The following is an 18,634-nucleotide window of genomic DNA, read 5'->3' on the forward strand; positions in this document are numbered from 1 at the left end:
AGAAAAGAGCGACCATGCCGGCTGATAGCTATGACTATATCATCGTGGGAGCAGGCTCTTCCGGCTGCGTATTGGCCAATCGGCTGTCGGCCGACCCCAATGTCACGGTTCTGCTGGTGGAGGCGGGACCGGACGACAGCAGCCCGCTGATCGCCATGCCCCGCGGCATCGGCAAGCTGCTGGCGCCGGGCAATCCCCATGTCTGGGACTATGCCGTCTCGCCCGGCGGCAACGCACCGCAGGAAATATGGCTGAAGGGCCGCGCGGTGGGCGGGTCCAGTTCGGTCAACGGCATGGTCTATGTGCGCGGCGCACCGGCCGATTATGACGGCTGGGAAGCGGCGGGCTGCACCGGCTGGGGCTGGCAGACCATGGGTCGGCACTTCGTCGCGCTGGAAGATCATGCGCTGGGCGCCAAGGCGTGGCGAGGCATCGGCGGCCCACTCAAGATCAGCGTCCATCCTGCGGGCGACCCGCTGTGCGAAGCCTTCCTGATTGCCGCCGGTCAGGCCGGGACGCAACGGGTGGACGACATGAACGACATGCCGGCCGTGACCGAGGGCGGCATGGGCTATCAGCCGACATCCACCTATCGCGGCAAACGCTTCTCCGCCTCCCGCGCTTTTCTGAAGCCTGTGCGAGGCCGACCGAATCTGGATGTTTTGCCGCAGACCGACGCTCTGCGTATCCTGTTCGATGGGCAACGGGCGAGCGGCATCCTGCTGCGCAACAAGGATGGCGAGCATGAGGTCGCCGCCCGGCGGGAGATCATCCTGTCCGCAGGCGCGGTGCAGAGCCCCAAGTTGCTGCAATTGTCCGGCATCGGTCCCCGTGCCCTGCTCGAATCGCTCGGCATTCCGATCGTTGTCGATGCGCCCGGCGTCGGCGCCAACCTTCGCGAACATCGCTATCTGGGCTTCAACTACCGAGTCCGGGGGAACAGCCTGAACCAGAAACTGTCCGGCCTGGGCCTCATCATGTCGGCTTTGCGCTATGCTTTCGGATCGAAAGGCCCACTGACCCATGCAGCGCATGAAGTGGGCGGTTTCGTCAAGACCGATGCCACGCTCGACCGGCCGGATGCGCAGGTTGGCATGGGCCTCTATTCCTTCCGCACGGACGACAAGGGGGCGGTGGCGCTCGATCCTTATCCCGGCATGACCGTCATCGCCTATTATATGCGGCCCGACAGCCAGGGCCATGTCCGGATCAGTTCGGCCGATCCGGACGTGCCGCCGGTTATCGACGCCAATCATCTGGCCGCCGATGCCGACCGACGCCATTTCGTCGCCCTGTTCCGCTGGCTCCGGCGCCTCGCGCAACAGCCCGCGCTCAAGGACTGGATCGTCGAGGAAACGGGCAAGACCGTCGGCATAGAGGCGGACGAGGATATTCTGGCCAACGCGATTACCCTTGGCGGCACATCCTTCCACATTTGCGGGACGTGCCGCATGGGCGCGGATGACGCCTCCGTCGTCGACCCGCAGCTTCGCGTGCGCGGCGTCACCGGCCTGCGGGTCGTCGACACGTCCATCATGCCGACGATCGTGTCGGGCAACACCAATGCGCCGGCCATGGCCATCGCGCTCAACGCCGCGGACATGATCCTGCGGCCCGATCAGGAACCTGTGATATGACCGTGCCCTTCACCACCCTCGACAGGCTCTACATCGATGGCGTCTGGGTCGATGGCGGCAGCGAACGCGACGCCATCATCAATCCCGCCACCGAAGCGGTGATCGGCCACGCGCCCGTCGGCAATGCCGCCACAATGGACGCCGCGATCGCCGCCGCGCGCGATGCGTTCGACACGGGCATCTGGCCGCGCATGGCCATGTCCGAACGCGCAACCTACCTGCGCCGGATGCATGGCGCGCTGGATGCCCGCAGGCAGCAGATCGCGGCGCTGATCGTCGCGGAAGTCGGCTGTTCGCAGGGCATCACCCACGGTATGCAGGTCGCCAATCCGCTCGACCATCTGCTGGCCGCGCTCGACCATTCGACGCGCGACGACAGCGTCCGCCTACCGATCGACATCACCCCCGATCCCTTCAACCCCGACGGACCCAAGAAGATCGGCGGGACTACCGTGGTGCGCGAACCGGTGGGCGTCGTCGCGGCCATCACCGGCTATAATTTCCCCTTCCTCATCAATCTGGCGAAGATCGTGCCCGCGCTGCTCGCCGGCAATACGCTGGTCTTGAAGCCGTCGCCCTTCACCCCTTTTTCCGCGCTGCTGTTCGGCGAGATCGCCGAGGAAATCGGCCTGCCCAGGGGCGTGCTGAATGTCGTCACCGGCGGGCCGGAGGTCGGCACGAGCCTGACCAGCGATCCGCGCGTCGACCTCGTCACCTTCACCGGGTCCGAAGGCGTGGGCGCCGCGATCATGGCGCAGGCAGCGCCCACGTTGAAGCGCGTGCACCTGGAACTGGGCGGCAAGTCCGCGCTGATCGTCCGTCATGACGCCGACGTCGCCCGCGCCGCCAGCATGGCGGTCGCGGTCCTTTCGGTCAATGCGGGCCAGGGCTGCGCCCTGCTGACGCGCCTCGTCGTCCATAACAGCATCCGCAAGACCTTCGTCGAAACCGCTTGCGCCATCGCCAGCCAGTTCAGGATCGGCGATCCTGCCGATCCAACCGTGGCGATGGGTCCGCTGATCCGCGAATCCCAGCGGGAAAAGGTCGAAAGGCTGATCGCCATCGGCCGCGACGAAGGCGCACGGATCGTGCATGGTGGCGGGCGTCCGGCGGGCCTCGACAAGGGCTTCTTCACCGACATCACCATCTTCGACGATGTCGACAACAGGATGACGATCGCCCAGGAAGAGGTGTTCGGCCCGGTCGGCACCGTCATCGGCTTCGATACCGACGAAGAGGCGATCCGCATCGCCAACGACAGCCGCTATGGCCTGAACGGCGGCATCGAAACCGCCGACGCCGCCAAAGGCTATGAGATGGCGATGCAGATCCGCGCCGGCAGCGTCATGCTCAACGGCGGCACGGGGCGCATGACCTATGCGCCGATCGGCGGCTACAAGCGGTCCGGCGTCGGACGGGAATATGGTCCCGACTGGCTGCACGAATATCAAAATCAGAAGTCGGTCTTCTACCCCGTCGGCCGATAGAGAAGCCGCTAGCCGGCGGTGATGCCGCCATCGACCGCCCAGCAGGCGCCATGCACATGGCGCGCGCGATCGGACGCGAGGAACAGGAGCGGTTCGGCCACATCCTCGGGCGGGCATGGCGGGCGCAGGCCCGTATAGCGCGCGAGCAGCCGGGGATCGGCGAAATCGGGGAAGGCCATGCCCTGCGTCATTTCCGTCCGCATCGGGCCGGGCGAGAGGATGTTGATCCGCACGGGACTGTCCATCATCTCCATCGCGAGCGACAGAGTCAGACCGACCAGTCCGAATTTGGAGGCGGCATAGGGCGCCAGATAGGCCTGTCCCATGAAACCGGCGGTCGATGCGACGCAGACGATATTGCCCCTGCTCTCGATAAGGTGCGGCATGGCCGCCTGCATGAGGAAAAAGGGTCCGGACAGGTTGGAGGCGATGGTCCGGTGCCATTCCTCCTCCCGAATGTCGGACAGGCGGTGGAACATGACGTCGGCGGCGATATTGCACAGCACGTCCAGCCTGCCGAAGGCCGTCATCGCGCCTTCGATCACGTTAACGCAGCCGCGCGGTTCGCCCAGGTCGCAAGCCAGTTCGACACATCGGCCGCCCGCATCGCGGATCAGACGCCCGGTCTCTTCCAGCTTCGCCCGCCTGCGCCCAACCAGGCACAGCGCCGCGCCTTCCCGCGCGAACGCTAGGCTCGCAGCCCGGCCCAGCCCCGATCCGGCGCCGGTGACCAGTACGACCTTGCCCGCAAAGTCCATGCGCTCCCCCCCTCCCAAAACGCGGCCGGGAAAATGCCGGGCCCTGTGTTCGTCATAGCGGGACGGGCGTAGCGACCATCCTTTCGCCCGACGGGGTCGATCCCGTCACCAGCGCCGTCGCCATTGCGCGCCCCGCCGGCGGTGACGGATCACCTCGTCCCGCTCGTCCGGCGTGACCAGTGGCGTGTCGTCGGGAAGATGCGACCGAAGCTCTGAGGCCGGCACGATCCTGAGCGTCGGTTCCGGCCCGGAACTCGCGCCGGTCCAGCGCAGCATCAACGATCCTTCCCGGCGGCCGGCGGGATCGAGCCAGTTGGGCACGCCCGGATCGTCCAGGGCGATGACGGCGCGGAAGCGGCCGTCACTGTCCAGTCGCGCCTGCACGGCGTTGAGGCTGCTCTGATGGTTGATCCAGTCGATCGTGTTCCAAAGCGGATCGTTGAGCTGCACGTTCCAGTAGCGCACCGGGTCGGGCACCGCCGTATCGATGATCATCGCCTCGCCGGGTTCCAGCCGGAAGATGCCCTGATAATAATGCTGCCCGGCCACGCCGCCGCGACCGGCCCAGTCGTCATATTCCAGCCTGTTGACGAAACCCTGCGCCCGCTGCCGCTGGCCATAGCCCAGGGCAAATGTCGCATAGCGTTCGACGAAGGCCGACAGGCGGTCGAGCCGGTGGGTGATCTCGGCTGCTGGCACCGGGCCGCCGCCCACGCGCCGGTCGACCCGTTCGATCGCGATGCGCAGATCGCGCCCCGCGCCCCAGTCATAATAGGCATGGCGCAGGCCGATGGTGACGACGCGCGGGTCGAGCGGGAACCAGTCGCCCGCATGACCCTCCGGCCGCTCCCCGCCCAACAGAATGTCGAAGCTGCCGTCCGGGCCCAATGTGCAGGCATCCAGATCGATCATGCCCACCGAAGGCCCCAGATCTTCCATCGGTCCCAGGCCGCCCGCGACCAGATCGAGGAACACGAACACCCCGTCCCCGCGCGTGCCGGACAGCCTGTAGACGCCGCCGCCGTCGATCCGCGCCGCGCCATAGATGAAGTCGGGATTGACCCCGACCGTGTTGAGGATGCTGCTGACCGACGGCGCGAAATCGGGATGGTCGGGATCGGAGAAGGCCGTCTGATAGCCGGTGGCCAGGATGGCGAACAACAGCCGATGCGCCTCCGCCCGGGCCTGCGGATCGCCAGGATCGGCCAGCCTGTCCAGCACGCCTTCCGCCCCGGCGATCCGCTCCAGCCAGGCGCGCCATTGCGACGGTTCAAAGATAGGCATGGTAGGTCTCGATATATTCCGCGAACCGGTCGCGCACCTGGTCGGCGGTCAGGCCATAATCGGCCAGCGTATAGCTGCGCGGCCCATGCTTGCCCGCCGGATTCTCCCGCAGCCAGCCCACTATGCCGGCCTCCGAGTCCGGCGTGAAATCCCAGCCGAAATGATCATAGGCGGCCCGGATGGTCGAGACCGGGTCCGCGACCAGATCCTTGTAGCGCATGTCGTAGATCGGCAGGTCCGGATGCGCCTTGCGATAGTCCATGCAGCATTTCACCCCGTCCCACCAGAGTTGCAGGAATTCGGCGCCCAGTGCGTGCAGGTCGAGCCGGTCGTAGGACGGCCCCCGGATGACACTGATCAGTTGCGAGATGGACGCGATGACGGTGGTCGGGTCGCGATGCGGCTGGATGAAGAGCGCATCGGGATAGACGCTGCGCAGCGCCGGGAGCTTGTACATATGCTCCTGTATCTTGAGCACCCAATGCCGGCCGGGATGGCGCCAGCCCAGATGCTGAAGCCACATCTTGTGGACATCGTAGCGGAAGGTCGCGTCGATGCCCTTGAACCAGTCGTAGAAGCGGGGAAGATGCTGGAACATGCAGGGATTGCTGCTCTGAAACGAGGTCGTCATGAACGACCCGCATTCCTGCGGTATCCTGGCGCCCAGCGGATGGGCCTTGAGCAGTTCGTCGGCACACCCGCCCAGTTGCGCGCGCAGATGTTCGTCGAAACGGGCGATGCGCGGGTCCGTATCGGCGGTAGCCGCTTCGGGCGGCGGCGATGGCTCGGCCACTTCCCACATCAGCGGCGTGCGCACCTGCGGGTCACCCTCCATCAGCGCGTGCAGGAAACTGGTACCGCACCGGGGCAGGCCGAGGATGAAGAGCGGCTGCCGGATTTCGACGTCGGCGATTTCGGGATAGCGCGCCCGGTCGTCGGCGATCGCCTTCAGCCGGGACAGGTCGTCGGCGATGATGTGCAGCGCCCGGGCATGCCCATTCGCGTTGAGCGCCCGGTCTTCCGCCATCGAAGCGAGCAGTTGCTTCAGCCCGGGCCGCACATTGTCGCGCAGATAATCGGGCAGCGGATATTGCGCTAGGAGCGCGTCCGCGTCCGGAAATCCAAATGTCATTGCCATCCTCTCTCAAACCGGTCTTACGACCATTTTCGCCAGGATGAGCGGTTCGTACACAGATGCAAAGCGCGGGTGGCGCGGATGTCGCCTATCGAAAACAGATGTCGGAAATTGCGGTCACATCGATCGGCGCTCAGTGAATCAAAAGCCGGTCACGGAACTGCTGCGGCGAGCAGCCTTCCATCTGGCGAAAGGCCACGCTAAAACTTGCCGTATTGGCGAACCCGCAACGATAGGCGATCTCCTTGACCAGAAGCGACCGGTTCATCAGCAGGTCCTTCGCCAGGGCCAGCATATGACGACGGCAAAAGGCCGCGGGACTTTCGCCCGCCGCGGCGCGGAACAGGCGTTCATAGTGCCGGACGCTGACCCCTCTTTCCATCGCTAGCTGCGCTATCTCGACCTTGCCGGGCTGCTCTCGGATATGGGCGACAACGCTGGCCAGATAGCGCTGGTCCAACGCTGGACCCCTGGAGAAGTCCGATCGCGTTTCCGGGCCGAATTGCTGCACTATTTCGGCGGCCAATCCCATGCTGATCGAATCCAGGATGAGCTGCGAACATAGCCCTGGCGCCATCATTTCCTGCTGTGCCCGCAGCAAGAGCGCCCTGACATGGGGATTGCGCATATCGATGGTATCGCGCAGTTGTCGGTCGGACAGTTCCATCGACAATCCGGTAAGCGCGCAAACATCTATTCGACAAAAAAGCGATCTCTGTTCGCGCTCCTCCCAATGCATCTGGAACGGCCGCGCCCAGGGATAGAAGCGCACTTCTCCCTGGGCACAAAAGTCGGCTGCGGAAGCGAGGTAACGGCCCATGGAGGGAAAGCGTGTCACCTCGAAATAGCTGCACGGCGGCGTGAAAGCGATCTCCCTACGCTCCCGCCAGAAAAAACGGCGCACTTCAAAGCGCGCGCCCATCGCCGCGACGGCGGCATCGAGCGACGTCTCGAACTCCTGCGGAAATAGGAAATCCAGGCTTGCGCGATCCGCAGGACCGGAAGCCTCGAAAGATTCCGTCGGCATATCGACTTTCTCCTGCATCCCCGTCCTTGATGATCTCGATCATACGCAACCCATCCATTCTGGGAAGGCCGACGATCAACGCACGACCTGCATGACGGGATCGCTATTCATTTGGCGTTTTCCATGCTGATCCAGCAAATGAATTGCCGCGCTTATATTGCTACCGAGCAGACACTATCAATTGCTATCGGCAGGAACGTCATGACCAAGTCGCCGCAAGTGGCGCTCACGCATCTCGAGCGTTTGGAGTCGGAGAGCATACACATATTGCGGGAGGTTGTGGCGGAGGCTGAGAAGCCTGTGATGCTTTACTCTGTGGGCAAGGATTCGGCGGTGATGCTGCATCTGGCGCGCAAGGCTTTTTATCCTTCGCCGCCGCCTTTTCCGCTGCTGCATGTCGACACGACCTGGAAGTTTCAGGCGATGTACGAGTTGCGCGACCGGATGGCGCGGGAGAGCGGCATGGAGTTGCTGGTCTATCAGAACCCCGAAGCGGCCGAGCGGGGGATCAACCCGTTCGATCATGGCGCGCTGCACACCGACATGTGGAAGACGGAGGGCCTGAAGCAGGCGCTCAATCTCTATGGCTTCGACGCGGCGTTCGGCGGCGCGCGGCGGGACGAGGAGAAGAGCCGGGCCAAGGAGCGCATCTTCTCCTTCCGCACCGCGTCGCACGGCTGGGACCCCAAGAACCAGCGGCCCGAACTGTGGAACCTCTACAACGCCCGCAAGAATAAGGGCGAGAGCATCCGGGTGTTCCCGATCAGCAACTGGACCGAGCTGGACATCTGGCAATATATCCATTTGAACGACGTGCCGATCGTGCCGCTCTATTTCGCCGACCAGCGCCCGACCGTGGAGCGCGACGGCATGTTGCTGATGGTCGATGACGAACGCTTTCCGTTGCAGCCGGGCGAGGAGCCGGTGATGCGCTCGATCCGCTTCCGCACCTTGGGCTGCTATCCGCTGACCGGCGCGGTCGAGAGCGAGGCGAAGACATTGCCGGACGTAATCCAGGAGACGCTGCTGACCACCACGAGCGAGCGGCAGGGCCGCGCGATCGACAAGGATGCCGGCGGCGCGGGGATGGAGAAGAAGAAGCAGGAGGGTTACTTCTGATGTCGGACCAGGATGTCATTTACAAGACCGACGCGCTGATCGCGCAGGACATCGACCAATATCTCAAAGTGCATGAGCATAAGACGATGCTGCGCTTCATCACCTGCGGGTCGGTGGACGACGGCAAGTCGACGCTGATCGGCCGGCTGCTCTATGACAGCAAGATGATCTTCGAGGATCAGCTGGCCGCGCTGGAAGCCGACAGCAAGAAGGTCGGCACGCAAGGAGGCGAGATCGACTTCGCCCTGCTGGTCGACGGTCTCGCCGCCGAGCGTGAACAGGGCATCACCATCGACGTCGCCTATCGCTTCTTCGCCACCGAAAAGCGCAAGTTCATCGTCGCCGACACCCCCGGCCACGAACAATATACCCGCAACATGGTGACCGGCGCCTCGACCGCCGACCTTGCCGTCATCCTGATCGACGCGCGCAAGGGGGTGCTGACCCAGACCCGGCGGCACAGCTATCTGGCGCATCTGATCGGCATCCAGAATATCGTGCTGGCCATCAACAAGATGGATCTGGTCGATTATGACCAGGCGGTCTATGACGGCATCCTCAAGGATTATAGCGAGTTCGCCCGCTCGATCGGCATCGCGACCTTCACGCCGATCCCGATTTCGGGGTTCAAGGGCGACAATATTACCGGCCCGTCGGACAATATGCCCTGGTATAAGGGACCGGCGCTGATCGCGCATCTGGAGAGCGTCGAGGTCAACAGCGCCACCGACGCGGGCAAGCCCTTCCGTATGCCGGTGCAATGGGTGAACCGCCCGAACCTGGACTTTCGCGGCTTTTCCGGCCTGATCGCCACTGGTGCGGTCCGGCCGGGCGACGCGGTCCGCGTGCTGCCTTCGGGCAAGACCAGCACGATCAGCCGGATCGTCACGCTGGATGGCGATCTGGACGTCGCGGTGGCGGGTCAGTCGGTGACGCTCTGCTTCGCCGATGAGGTCGACTGCTCGCGCGGCGACGTGATCGCGCTGGCGGACAATCCGCCGCAGGCCGCGGACCAGTTCGAAGCCAGCATCGTCTGGATGGCGGATGAGGCGATGCTGCCCGGCCGGCCCTATTGGCTCAAGATCGGCACGCAGACCGTCACCGCCACGATCCAGCAGCCCAAATATCAGGTTAACGTCAACGATGCCGGGGGGTGGGGTCACATCTGGCGGCCAAGACGCTGGAACTGAACGCGATCGGCGTCGCCAACCTGTCGACCGACAGGCAGATCGTGTTCGAACCCTATGCGGCGAACCGCACGCTGGGCGGCTTCGTGCTTGTAGACAAGATCAGCAACGCCACGGTGGCGGCGGGGATGCTGCACTTCTCGCTGCGGCGGGCGCAGAATGTCCATTGGCAGGCGACCGACGTCAGCCGCGACTTCCATGCGGGCCTCAAGAACCAGAAGCCGGCCGTGCTGTGGTTCACCGGCCTGTCGGGGGCGGGCAAGTCGACCATCGCCAATCTGGTGGAGAAGAAGCTCGCCAGAATGAACCGCCACACCTTCCTGCTCGACGGCGACAATGTCCGCCATGGGCTGAACAAGGATCTGGGCTTCACCGATGCCGACCGGGTGGAGAATATCCGCCGCGTGGGCGAAGTGGCCAAGCTGATGACCGATGCGGGGCTGATCGTGATCACCGCCTTCATCTCGCCCTTCCGCGCCGAGCGCGACATGGTGCGGCAGATGATGCAGCCGGGCGAATTTGTCGAGGTGCATATCGACACGCCGCTGGCCGATGCCGAGGCGCGCGACCTCAAGGGCCTCTACAAGAAGGCACGATCGGGGGAGTTGAAGAACTTCACCGGCATCGACAGCCCCTATGAAGCGCCCGAAGACCCCGAAATCCGCGTCGACACCACGAAGCTGACGGCGGAAGAGGCGGCCGACGCCATCGTCGCGAGGCTGATCCCATGAGCGCGCAGATCGACCTGTCGGCGATGACCGACGCCGATCTGGCCGCCCATCTGGCGCAGGTCGCCGGGCGCATCCTGCAAGAGGTGCGCGGGTCCGGCCTGTTCAGCGCCAGGGCGCTGGGCAAGGCCGGGGACCAGACCGCCAACCAGTTCCTCTGCCACGCGCTGCGCGAAGTGCGGCCCGACGACGGGCTGCTCTCCGAAGAGGAGAAGGACAATGAAGCGCGGCTCGCCAAAAGCCGGGTGTGGATCGTCGACCCGGTCGACGGCACGCGCGAATATGGCGAGGCGCGGGCCGACTGGGCGGTGCATGTGGGTCTGGCCATCGACGGCCAGCCCGCCATCGGCGCGGTGGCGCTGCCCGATCATTACGGCGGCACGGTGCTGCGCTCCGACCAGCCGCGCGCGGTGCCGCCCGCGCCCGAAACGCTGCGCATGGTGGTCAGCCGCACCCGCCCCGCGAAGGAAGCGGTCGCGGTCGCGGAGAAACTGGGCGCCGAACTGGTCCCCATGGGCAGCGCAGGGGCCAAGGCCATGGCCGTCATCCTGGGCCAAGCCGACATCTATCTCCACTCCGGCGGCCAATATGAATGGGACTCCATGGCCCCCGTCGCCGTCGCCGCAGCCCACGGCCTCCACTGCTCCCGCATCGACGGAGCACCGCTCCTCTATAACCAACGCGACGTCTACCTCCCTGACCTCCTCATCTGCCGAAAGGACATGGCCGGGCGTATCCTGGAACTGGTCGCCGAAGGGGGGAAGGAAGCAGGAGGTAGGATTCCAGCACCCCGTACTCCCTAGTTTTAACCGTTCCGAATGCGGGCGGCAGACACACCCAATACCCGCACCTGGATGATCGATCTACCCTGAAAAGACCTGGCCCCTGTAGCCTTACGCGGCCACTCCGTCATTTTCTGATTCCTTTCAGCATGCGCGCCGCTGCGTTGGAGGACGGCGCGAGCTTGCGACCGTAGCGAAGCGCGGTCGCGGTCGCGGTCCATCGCAGCGCCTACGCGATCGGCCCTGCATCCTCGCCGCTGGCAAACAAATCTTGAGTCAGCCCCACCCGCAGGGAATGGGTGCTGAGCAGCGCAACCGCCTCGGCTAGGGACGACCAGCCCCTAATCGGCTGCCGCGAGCGCGGTCCGCTTGATGACCAGGCGGATCGCCGCGCGCGCCCTCCCCGATCGTGTAGGTCACGCTGGCGGCTTGCGCGGGCCGGGAAGGCATTCGGTCGCGATCGATCTGGGCATTGTAGGCGAGATCGCGGATGGCGAACGCGCGGCGCGCCTCGCGGGCCTTGGTCCGGGTCACCGCCACCCGGCGGAACAAGATCCCGGCCCGGATCTCGGCGGCGTCCCGCCACAAGGTCACGCGCCGCATCGTCTCGGGCGAGAGCCACACGAACGCCGCCTCCCCTTCTTGGTCAGTTTTTGAGTGCGGCAATTCGAGAATCCCCGACCCGTCCTCCTGGGAATCGATATGCTCGATCGCCACCGCCGCCAGCTCCGACACGCGCAGGCCCGCGTCATAGCCCAGCGACAGCAGCGCCGCATCGCGCAGCCCTTGGGCATCGCCGCCGCAGGCTTCGAGCAGGACCGACAGGGTGAACCCCTTGTCGGGATTTCGCCCGAAAGCGGAACTCCGCGCCCCCTAGACCTATCAGCCCGCCCAGCGTGCCGATCACGCCGCCGGCGGTGAAGGTCGTGACGGGATTGCGGACCGTCTGGGCGTCAGCTTGCGTCATTGATCGGTCCTGCCAGTTTGAGAAGGTCGCCACGTCATTCGAGAAGTCCAAGAGCGCGCGCCCGCTCCTTCTCGCGACGCACGCCTTCGGGTGCCCATGACAAACCACCGCGGGCCGTGGGTTCCCGTAGATCGCGCGAAAGCCATGTCGCGAGTTCCCGCAACGTCACATCGGGATGCGTGCGAACCCGATCAGCAATCAGCCTTGCCACCCGCGTGTCCGGCGGCAACCGCCCCGCCTTGTCGAGGATGACCGCGTCCGCATGGCCGGCCTTCACCAAGGTCCGGCACGCCTTCACCAGCGTCCGTTCGGAGAAGGACCGCACTGGCGGCGGCAGCGCCTGCAACTGCCGCACCACCAGCTTCCACGGCAGATGTGGGCGCAAACGCTCGACCGTCGGCAACCATCGATGCCGCCCATCGAGCAAATCATTGAGATAGCGCTCCCGATGACCATAGCGGATATCCGCAATCGCGCGGGCATCGCGAGCGCGCATCCTGGGATTTCCCGGCTTGGCGCCGCGCGCAACGGCCGCTTCGAGTCCAGCCCGCGTGCGCTCGCGTATTAAAGCCCGTTCGAACTCAGCGAAAGCGCCGAGCATCTGGGTCATCAGCATCCCTTGCGCGCTAGCGGTGTCGATCGGGTCGTTGATCGAGCGAAAATAGGCCCCTTTTTTACGCAGCGCCTCCACGACCTCCAACAGATGCGACAGCGAGCGCGCGAGGCGATCGATCCGGACCACCAGCAGCGTATCACCCTCCCCTGCCCGTGTGATCGCCCGCGCGAGCTGTGGCCGCTCCCGGCTCGCGCCGCTGGCCTTATCTTCAAAAATGGTAGCACAGCCCGCCGCGCGCAGCGCATCGAGCTGCGCCGCCGTATCCTGCTCGTCCGTTGAGACTCGCGCATAGCCGATGATCGCCATTTTCACCCTGCATTTTTGAACCTGGACCCATTTTGTCACAAATAGGCTAACGGGGGCAACCGATCGGTTGCCCCCGTCCAATAGAAATTTCACGTCGTCGAACGCACACCAAAATGGCGGCGCAACCGCGCATTGCAGAACATGGAGGTCAGCCTCTTTCGGCTGCGACGAGACAGCCCGGACCCCCCCAGTCCGGCGTTATTGTCAAGAATCCGGTATTATAGGGAAAAAAGCATCGCCCAAAATCGGCGGAAAGCGCGGAGTCCGGTCTTATTGTCCAAACGACATCAACCGCCTCATAAGCGGTATCAGATTTTGGATCAATGATAATGGTCCTTGTCCACGATTCCATCTTTAGATCAAGATGTTGTTTTATAGGGGTTTTATTGAGATCAAGCCGCCACATGGGTTGCACTCCCACGTTCGAACGAAGTGTAACTTACGTGATCAGCATATTCATTACGGTCCATTAGCTTGCTTCGGTCAACGGTTGAAAGGAACGCGGATCCAGTTTCTCAATCGAAGCACGATCGCGTCCCAAGGCGTGGTGTAGGTTCCGACGGTAGCGCTGCTGGACGGACGCGCGCTTTCCATATGGCGCGTTAGCGGCCGGCCAGCAGCGCGGGTGGTCACCGTGAGTTTCGGCTAGGTTTGGGTTGCGAAGCTCGAACCTGGAAGGAACCACGATGACCGATTCCATGATGGACCTGCGCACGCTGGTCGAGAAGACCCCTGATGCGGGATATTTTGCGCGAGATGATCTCGTTTTCCGCGGAGCGGCTGATGGAGATGGAAGTTGGCGGCCTGACGGGCGCCGGACATGGCGAGAAGTCGGCCGCCCGGCTCTTCCAGCGCAACGGCTACCGCGACCGCGATTGGCAAGCCCGCGCTGGCACGGTCGAGCTGCGCATCCCCAGGTTGCGCAAGGGCAGCTACTTCCCGGGCTTTCTCGAACCGCGCCGGATGGCCGAGCGGGCGCTGACGGCGGTTATTCAGGAAGCCTATGTTCACGGCATTTCGACCCGTTCAGTCGATGATCTGGTCAAGGCGCTCGGTATGGAGGGCATCTCGAAAAGCCAGGTCAGCCGTCTATGCGAGGAACTCGACGAGCGCGTAACGGCCTTTCTCGAGCGGCCGATCGAGGGCGACTGGCCCTACCTGTGGATCGACGCGACCTATGCCAAAGTCCGTCAGAATGGCCGCATCGTCTAGGTTGCGGTGATCATCGCGGTGGGCGTCAACAGCGATGGCCGCCGCGAGTGCTGGGCATGGACATCGGCCCATCTGAGGCCGAACCCTTCTGGACGGCCTTCCTGCGCAAGCTGACGCGCCGGGGCCTGCGCGGGGTAAAGCTGGTCATCTCCGACGCCCACGAAGGCATCAAGGCGGCGGTGTCCAAGCTACTATGCGCCACTTGGCAGCGCTGCCGTGTCCACTTCATGCGCAACGCGCTGACCCATGCCGGCAAGCGTGGCTGGCGCGTCGTCTCCGCCTTCATCGCCACTGCCTTGGCGCAGGAAACCGCCGAGGCTGCCAGCCAGCAGTGGCGCTCCGTGGCCGATCAGATGCGGCCTAAACTACCCAAGCTGGCAGTCTTGATGGATGAAGCAGGGCCCGATGTGCTGGCCTACATGACGTTCCCGAAGGAACACCGGGTCAAGCTGCACAGTACGAATCCCATCGAGCGGCTGAACGGCGAGATCAAGCGCCGCACCGAGGTCGTCGGCATCTTCCCCAACGAGGCCGCGATAACGCGCCTGATCGGTGCCATCCCCATGGAACAGAGTGACGAATGGGCTGTCCAGCGCGCCCGCTACGTGACGCTTGAAACCATGGCCCCCGTCAGCGACAATTCCATCGTCATGCTCTCGGCTGTACCCGGCGCATGACCGGCTCATCCCGATGCCGAAATGTGCGGTGGCCAGGAAAAGCTACACCATGCGGTGGGACACGATCCGAAGCACTCGAATCGACGCCACTCAATTCGAGTGGACTAATTGTCAGATCCGCTCAATGAAATTTCCTGCTCTTGACCAACACCCGTTCCTGATCGTTTCAAGGTGAAGATTCGGGAGTAGAACAGCGCTTTGCAAAGACATTTCAACCCATCTTGATCCGCCGCTTCACCTAAGGCATGCTTCCTGTGCGGGCAGACCACCGAGAAGGTAGGTTTGTATATGGACGGGATGAATAAGCAGTGTTTGCGGCTGAAAGCCGTGATCGATAGAACGCGCAAATCCAAATATCTTATTTGCTACGACATATATTGTTGTACTTGCTCATCACCTTCGGGAAGCCGTGCCGCAGAGTTTTCAGGACGCAGAGAGATTTTTATCAAATCCCCTGCAAGCCATGAACTATCGACACAAAGTAGATCAATTTCAATAAATTTCTTCTTTTTTTATTTTATTATGCCTTTTACTTTGTTTAACTCGTTAAGCTCTTCATTAATAGGCGTGATATTAGATAGTAAAACATTCAGTGTCTTCAGGATCTACAATTCACCAATTTCAACATTCGTCCATGCAGCTTCCCTGCACAAGGATTATGTCCGGTGAAACAAAGTGATAATCCTGATAGCAGCGTCTTCCTCACCAATTCTGAGGCAGCGGAATTTCTGCGTCTATCGCCTCGCACTCTCGAAAAGCAGAGAGTAGTCGGCGGAGGACCACCGTTTAGAAAATTCGGGCGGCGCGTACTCTACGCACAATCCGATCTTCAAAAATGGGCCGAAGACCGCAGGTTCGACAACACATCACAGTTTTGAAAGTGTGTAGGACGCACCAATGACGGAGGTAATCAGAACATGGCGCGCACGCCGAAGACAGCCGATACACCAGACACATCGTCGCCCGCAGCGCGCGCGAGATTTGCCGTTTCACCAAGCTTGCGCTCCCAATTGATGCCCACATAGGGCGCCAGCGATCGGTTACGCTCGTAACGAAGACGGACACCCATTTCGAGACGCTCAAAGCCTGCCCCAACCTTCAGTGACGATACGTCTTGAAAAGCGAAATCCAGCTCAGCCTCGGGTTCAATCACCAACGATTGAGTGATGCGCTGCGTATAACCGGCCTTCCCCCGCGCATGAATGTCGCCCTTGTTCGAGACAAGCAACTGGCCTTGCAGCTCGAACCAATAAGGTGCCAGTCCCTCGATACCGACTAGTGCATAAGTACGCTGCGGATCGGGGCGGAAATCCTTTCGCATGCCGAGTTGCAGGTTGAACCACGGATCCAGAGCGTGACGCCAATAGGCATTGAGTTCAACGCGCTCGGCCCTCTCGCCGAACTTACCCTCACCCTCGCTGGCGAGTACGATCCGATCGATATCACCGCCGTACCACGCCTGGCCTTCCCAGCCGAAACCATCTCCGCCCTTGCCGGTGCGAAATTCAAACTGGTCTACCTGAAGTGCGAATGTGTTAAACGTCATCTCTTTCAGCATCGCCGCGCGCGAGGCGGCCATGCGATCAGGCGCAAAATAACGTTCAGCAGGAATGTCTGTCGGCACCGGCGGGGGCGTGGCATCGCCGGGCTTATCGCTATCGGTGCTTGCGGGCATGGTATGGCTGGAGTGATCAATGCCCTTCATCTCCCCACCATTTATATCCATACCGGGCATGGCCATCTGCGAATGATCCACATTGACATGCTCGTCGGCTCGATGCGGCGTAGCGTCAAACTCCTGAGCCTCTGCGGCAAGTGGAGAACCAGCAAGCAGCAGCGAAGTGAGGATCGGAAAAAGCTGAGCCATCAGCCTTCACCCTCTCGCCGCACCGTGACGACGCGCATCATGCCTGCGTGCATGTGCAGCAGCATATGACAGTGGAACGCCCAATCACCCTCAGCATCGGCGGTGAGATCGAACGAGACCTTGCCACCCGGCAGCACGTTGACGGTGTGCTTGCGAGCGCGGTTGCCGGGCTCGCCGCTAACCAGTTCGAAGAAGTGGCCATGGATGTGAATCGGGTGCGGCATCATCGTGTCGTTGATGAGATTGACGCGCACGCGCTCTCCTAAACGGAAAGGGATCGGCGCCGGGTTTTCCGACATCGCCTCGCCATCCATACTCCACATATACCGCTCCATCGCCGCGGTCAGATGCACGTCGATCTGGCGGCTAGGTACACGCGGATCGGGATTGGCATCTCGCGAGCGCAAGTCCGCATAAGTCAGCACTCGATGGTCGACACTTTCCAGCCCGGTCGGACGGTCGGCAAGCCGGTCCACCGGCATTGGCGAAAGCGTGGCGACGCCCGGCCCCATCTTCACGCCCGGCGCCACGGAAGGATCGCGCATCGACATTGAGTGGCCACTCATTGAACTGTTGGCGGGTTTGCTGAGGTCGATCACACCACCCTCGCCCATGTCCATGCCGTCCATGTCCATACCCATGTCGCGCATGGTGAGGACCGGACGCTCACGCAGCTTTGGCATTTCACCAACCAGTCCGGGGCGCTGAGCCAGCGTCGCACGCACGAGCCCGGACCTATCGATAGCCTCGGCGATAACGCCATAGCTTTCCACCGCACCGGGCTGGACGATGAAGTCATAGGTCTCGGCAATCGCGATCTGCACCTCGTCGGTCTCGACCGGTTGCACGTGATTGCCGTCCGCTGCCACCACCGTCAGCGGTAGCCCAGCGATGCGGAAGTTGAAGTTGGTCATCGACGAGGCATTGATGACGCGCAGACGCACCTTCTCACCCGGTGCGAAAAGCCCGGTCCAGTTCTCCTCATTACCGTGACCGTTAATAAGGAAACTGTAGGTCGATCCGGTCACGTCCGAAATGTCGGTCGCGTCCATGCGCATCTGACCCCAGGCGAGACGGTCGGCCAGCGACTGGTCCTTGCCTGCCAATAACCCTGCGAGCGTCTGGCGCTGGCGATTGAAGTAACCTCCCATCATCTTCAGGCGCCGCATTTGCTCGTGCGGATGGATCGGACTCCAGTCTGAAAGGACCAAAACATGCTCGCGGTCGCAGTCGATTGTATCGGGTCCGGAGGGATCAATCACGATCGGGCCAAATAGCCCTTCCGCCTCCTGCATGCCGGAGTGCGAGTGATACCAGAACGTGCCAGCATGAGTCAGGGGGAACTCGTAAATAAACGTCTCACCTGGGCCGATGCCGGGGAAGCTGATGCCCGGCACCCCATCCATCTGAAATGGCACCAGCAACCCATGCCAATGTATAGAGGTCTGCTCTTTTAGGCGGTTGGTCACGGCGATGCGTACGGTCTCGCCTTCGCGTAGGCGCAACAACGGTGCGGGTAGAGTGCCGTTAACTGTCACCGCATGGCCTGACCGACCACCCGTCGAGAAATGACTCTCGGCGATCTGAAGCGATATGGAATTGCCTGTCAGAACACCGGTATCGGTTCTGGCATGAACTATACCCGAGGTACCGCTTCGCGCCCAAGCTGGAAACAGACCGCCCACCCCAAGGGCCCCGGCAAGGGCGCCGCCAAGAGCCAGAAAACGCCTGCGCGGAAGCAAGGAGCGATGGAAGTTGTCATTCGGCATCATCGCAGGGATACGCAGCTAACGAACTTATCCCTCATTACTGCATGAAAGTTTTTTGCTTGCTGCAAGAGATTTA

The 18,634-nt window shown here is 62.7% G+C and carries 13 protein-coding genes and 2 pseudogenes; 7 read left to right on the plus strand and 8 right to left on the minus strand.

The annotated features are described in order from the left end of the window. Positions 1 to 14: 14 nt before the first annotated feature. Together ACFOKF_RS24900 and ACFOKF_RS24905 are read left to right on the plus strand one after the other, a co-directional pair. On the plus strand, positions 15 to 1,637 hold the full coding sequence (locus ACFOKF_RS24900; RefSeq protein ID WP_099232271.1) for a GMC family oxidoreductase: 1,623 nt from the start codon (positions 15 to 17) through the stop codon (positions 1,635 to 1,637). After that, on the plus strand, positions 1,634 to 3,124 hold the full coding sequence (locus ACFOKF_RS24905) for an aldehyde dehydrogenase family protein (RefSeq protein ID WP_099232263.1): 1,491 nt from the start codon (positions 1,634 to 1,636) through the stop codon (positions 3,122 to 3,124). The genes ACFOKF_RS24900 and ACFOKF_RS24905 overlap by 4 nt, the downstream gene beginning before the upstream one ends. 8 nt (positions 3,125 to 3,132) lie before the next feature. Here the strand turns inward: ACFOKF_RS24905 and ACFOKF_RS24910 are convergent, their stop codons facing one another. From ACFOKF_RS24910 to ACFOKF_RS24925, 4 genes are all read right to left on the minus strand, one after another. After that, a complete protein-coding gene (locus tag ACFOKF_RS24910) occupies positions 3,133 to 3,882 on the minus strand; it encodes an SDR family NAD(P)-dependent oxidoreductase (protein WP_380799246.1) in 750 nt (249 codons plus the stop codon). A gap of 105 nt (positions 3,883 to 3,987) precedes the next feature. After that, positions 3,988 to 5,166: a hypothetical protein gene (locus ACFOKF_RS24915; protein WP_380799248.1), complete on the minus strand. Its 1,179-nt coding sequence runs from the start codon at positions 5,164 to 5,166 to the stop codon at positions 3,988 to 3,990. Continuing rightward, the gene (locus ACFOKF_RS24920; protein WP_257211551.1) at positions 5,153 to 6,298 is read right to left on the minus strand and encodes a sulfotransferase family protein; all 1,146 of its coding nucleotides are present in this window, start codon (positions 6,296 to 6,298) and stop codon (positions 5,153 to 5,155) included. The genes ACFOKF_RS24915 and ACFOKF_RS24920 overlap by 14 nt, the downstream gene beginning before the upstream one ends. A 136-nt stretch (positions 6,299 to 6,434) precedes the next feature. Further along, positions 6,435 to 7,346, minus strand: coding sequence for an AraC family transcriptional regulator (locus tag ACFOKF_RS24925; RefSeq protein ID WP_380799250.1), 912 nt, complete (start codon positions 7,344 to 7,346; stop codon positions 6,435 to 6,437). Between the two features lie 183 nt (positions 7,347 to 7,529). On the opposite strand from ACFOKF_RS24925, the gene cysD reads away from it, so the two are divergent. The 3 genes and pseudogenes from cysD (at position 7,530) to ACFOKF_RS24940 (ending at position 11,165) form a co-directional block, all read left to right on the plus strand. Continuing rightward, positions 7,530 to 8,447, plus strand: coding sequence for a sulfate adenylyltransferase subunit CysD (gene cysD / locus ACFOKF_RS24930; protein ID WP_380799251.1), 918 nt, complete (start codon positions 7,530 to 7,532; stop codon positions 8,445 to 8,447). After that, positions 8,447 to 10,365: pseudogene (cysN, locus tag ACFOKF_RS24935) on the plus strand (sulfate adenylyltransferase subunit CysN). Before cysD ends, cysN begins: the two are co-directional and overlap by 1 nt. 23 nt (positions 10,366 to 10,388) lie before the next feature. Continuing rightward, on the plus strand, positions 10,389 to 11,165 hold the full coding sequence (locus ACFOKF_RS24940; RefSeq protein WP_375285132.1) for a 3'(2'),5'-bisphosphate nucleotidase CysQ: 777 nt from the start codon (positions 10,389 to 10,391) through the stop codon (positions 11,163 to 11,165). Between the two features lie 303 nt (positions 11,166 to 11,468). Here ACFOKF_RS24940 and ACFOKF_RS24945 read toward each other — a convergent pair whose 3' ends face one another. Both ACFOKF_RS24945 and ACFOKF_RS24950 read right to left on the minus strand, forming a co-directional pair. Then, the gene (locus ACFOKF_RS24945) at positions 11,469 to 11,969 is read right to left on the minus strand and encodes a tyrosine-type recombinase/integrase (RefSeq protein WP_380799356.1); all 501 of its coding nucleotides are present in this window, start codon (positions 11,967 to 11,969) and stop codon (positions 11,469 to 11,471) included. A 176-nt stretch (positions 11,970 to 12,145) separates the two neighbouring features. Next, entirely contained in the window at positions 12,146 to 13,033 is an 888-nt protein-coding gene (locus tag ACFOKF_RS24950) for a recombinase family protein (RefSeq protein ID WP_380799253.1), read from the minus strand. Positions 13,034 to 13,719: 686 nt separating this feature from the next. On the opposite strand from ACFOKF_RS24950, the pseudogene ACFOKF_RS24955 reads away from it, so the two are divergent. Continuing rightward, positions 13,720 to 14,922: pseudogene (locus ACFOKF_RS24955) on the plus strand (IS256 family transposase). A gap of 665 nt (positions 14,923 to 15,587) precedes the next feature. After that, positions 15,588 to 15,800 (plus strand): helix-turn-helix domain-containing protein, encoded by a 213-nt coding sequence (locus ACFOKF_RS24960; RefSeq protein ID WP_380799254.1) that lies wholly within the window; start codon positions 15,588 to 15,590, stop codon positions 15,798 to 15,800. A 32-nt stretch (positions 15,801 to 15,832) separates the two neighbouring features. Here the strand turns inward: ACFOKF_RS24960 and ACFOKF_RS24965 are convergent, their stop codons facing one another. Together ACFOKF_RS24965 and ACFOKF_RS24970 are read right to left on the minus strand one after the other, a co-directional pair. Further along, positions 15,833 to 16,789 (minus strand): copper resistance protein B, encoded by a 957-nt coding sequence (locus ACFOKF_RS24965; RefSeq protein ID WP_380799256.1) that lies wholly within the window; start codon positions 16,787 to 16,789, stop codon positions 15,833 to 15,835. Further along, entirely contained in the window at positions 16,789 to 18,561 is a 1,773-nt protein-coding gene (locus ACFOKF_RS24970; RefSeq protein ID WP_380799257.1) for a copper resistance system multicopper oxidase, read from the minus strand. Before ACFOKF_RS24970 ends, ACFOKF_RS24965 begins: the two co-directional genes overlap by 1 nt. Between the last annotated feature and the right edge of the window lie 73 nt (positions 18,562 to 18,634).

Origin of the sequence: Sphingobium rhizovicinum (assembly GCF_042647625.1) — a bacterium.
GTDB classification, from domain to species: domain Bacteria; phylum Pseudomonadota; class Alphaproteobacteria; order Sphingomonadales; family Sphingomonadaceae; genus Sphingobium; species Sphingobium rhizovicinum.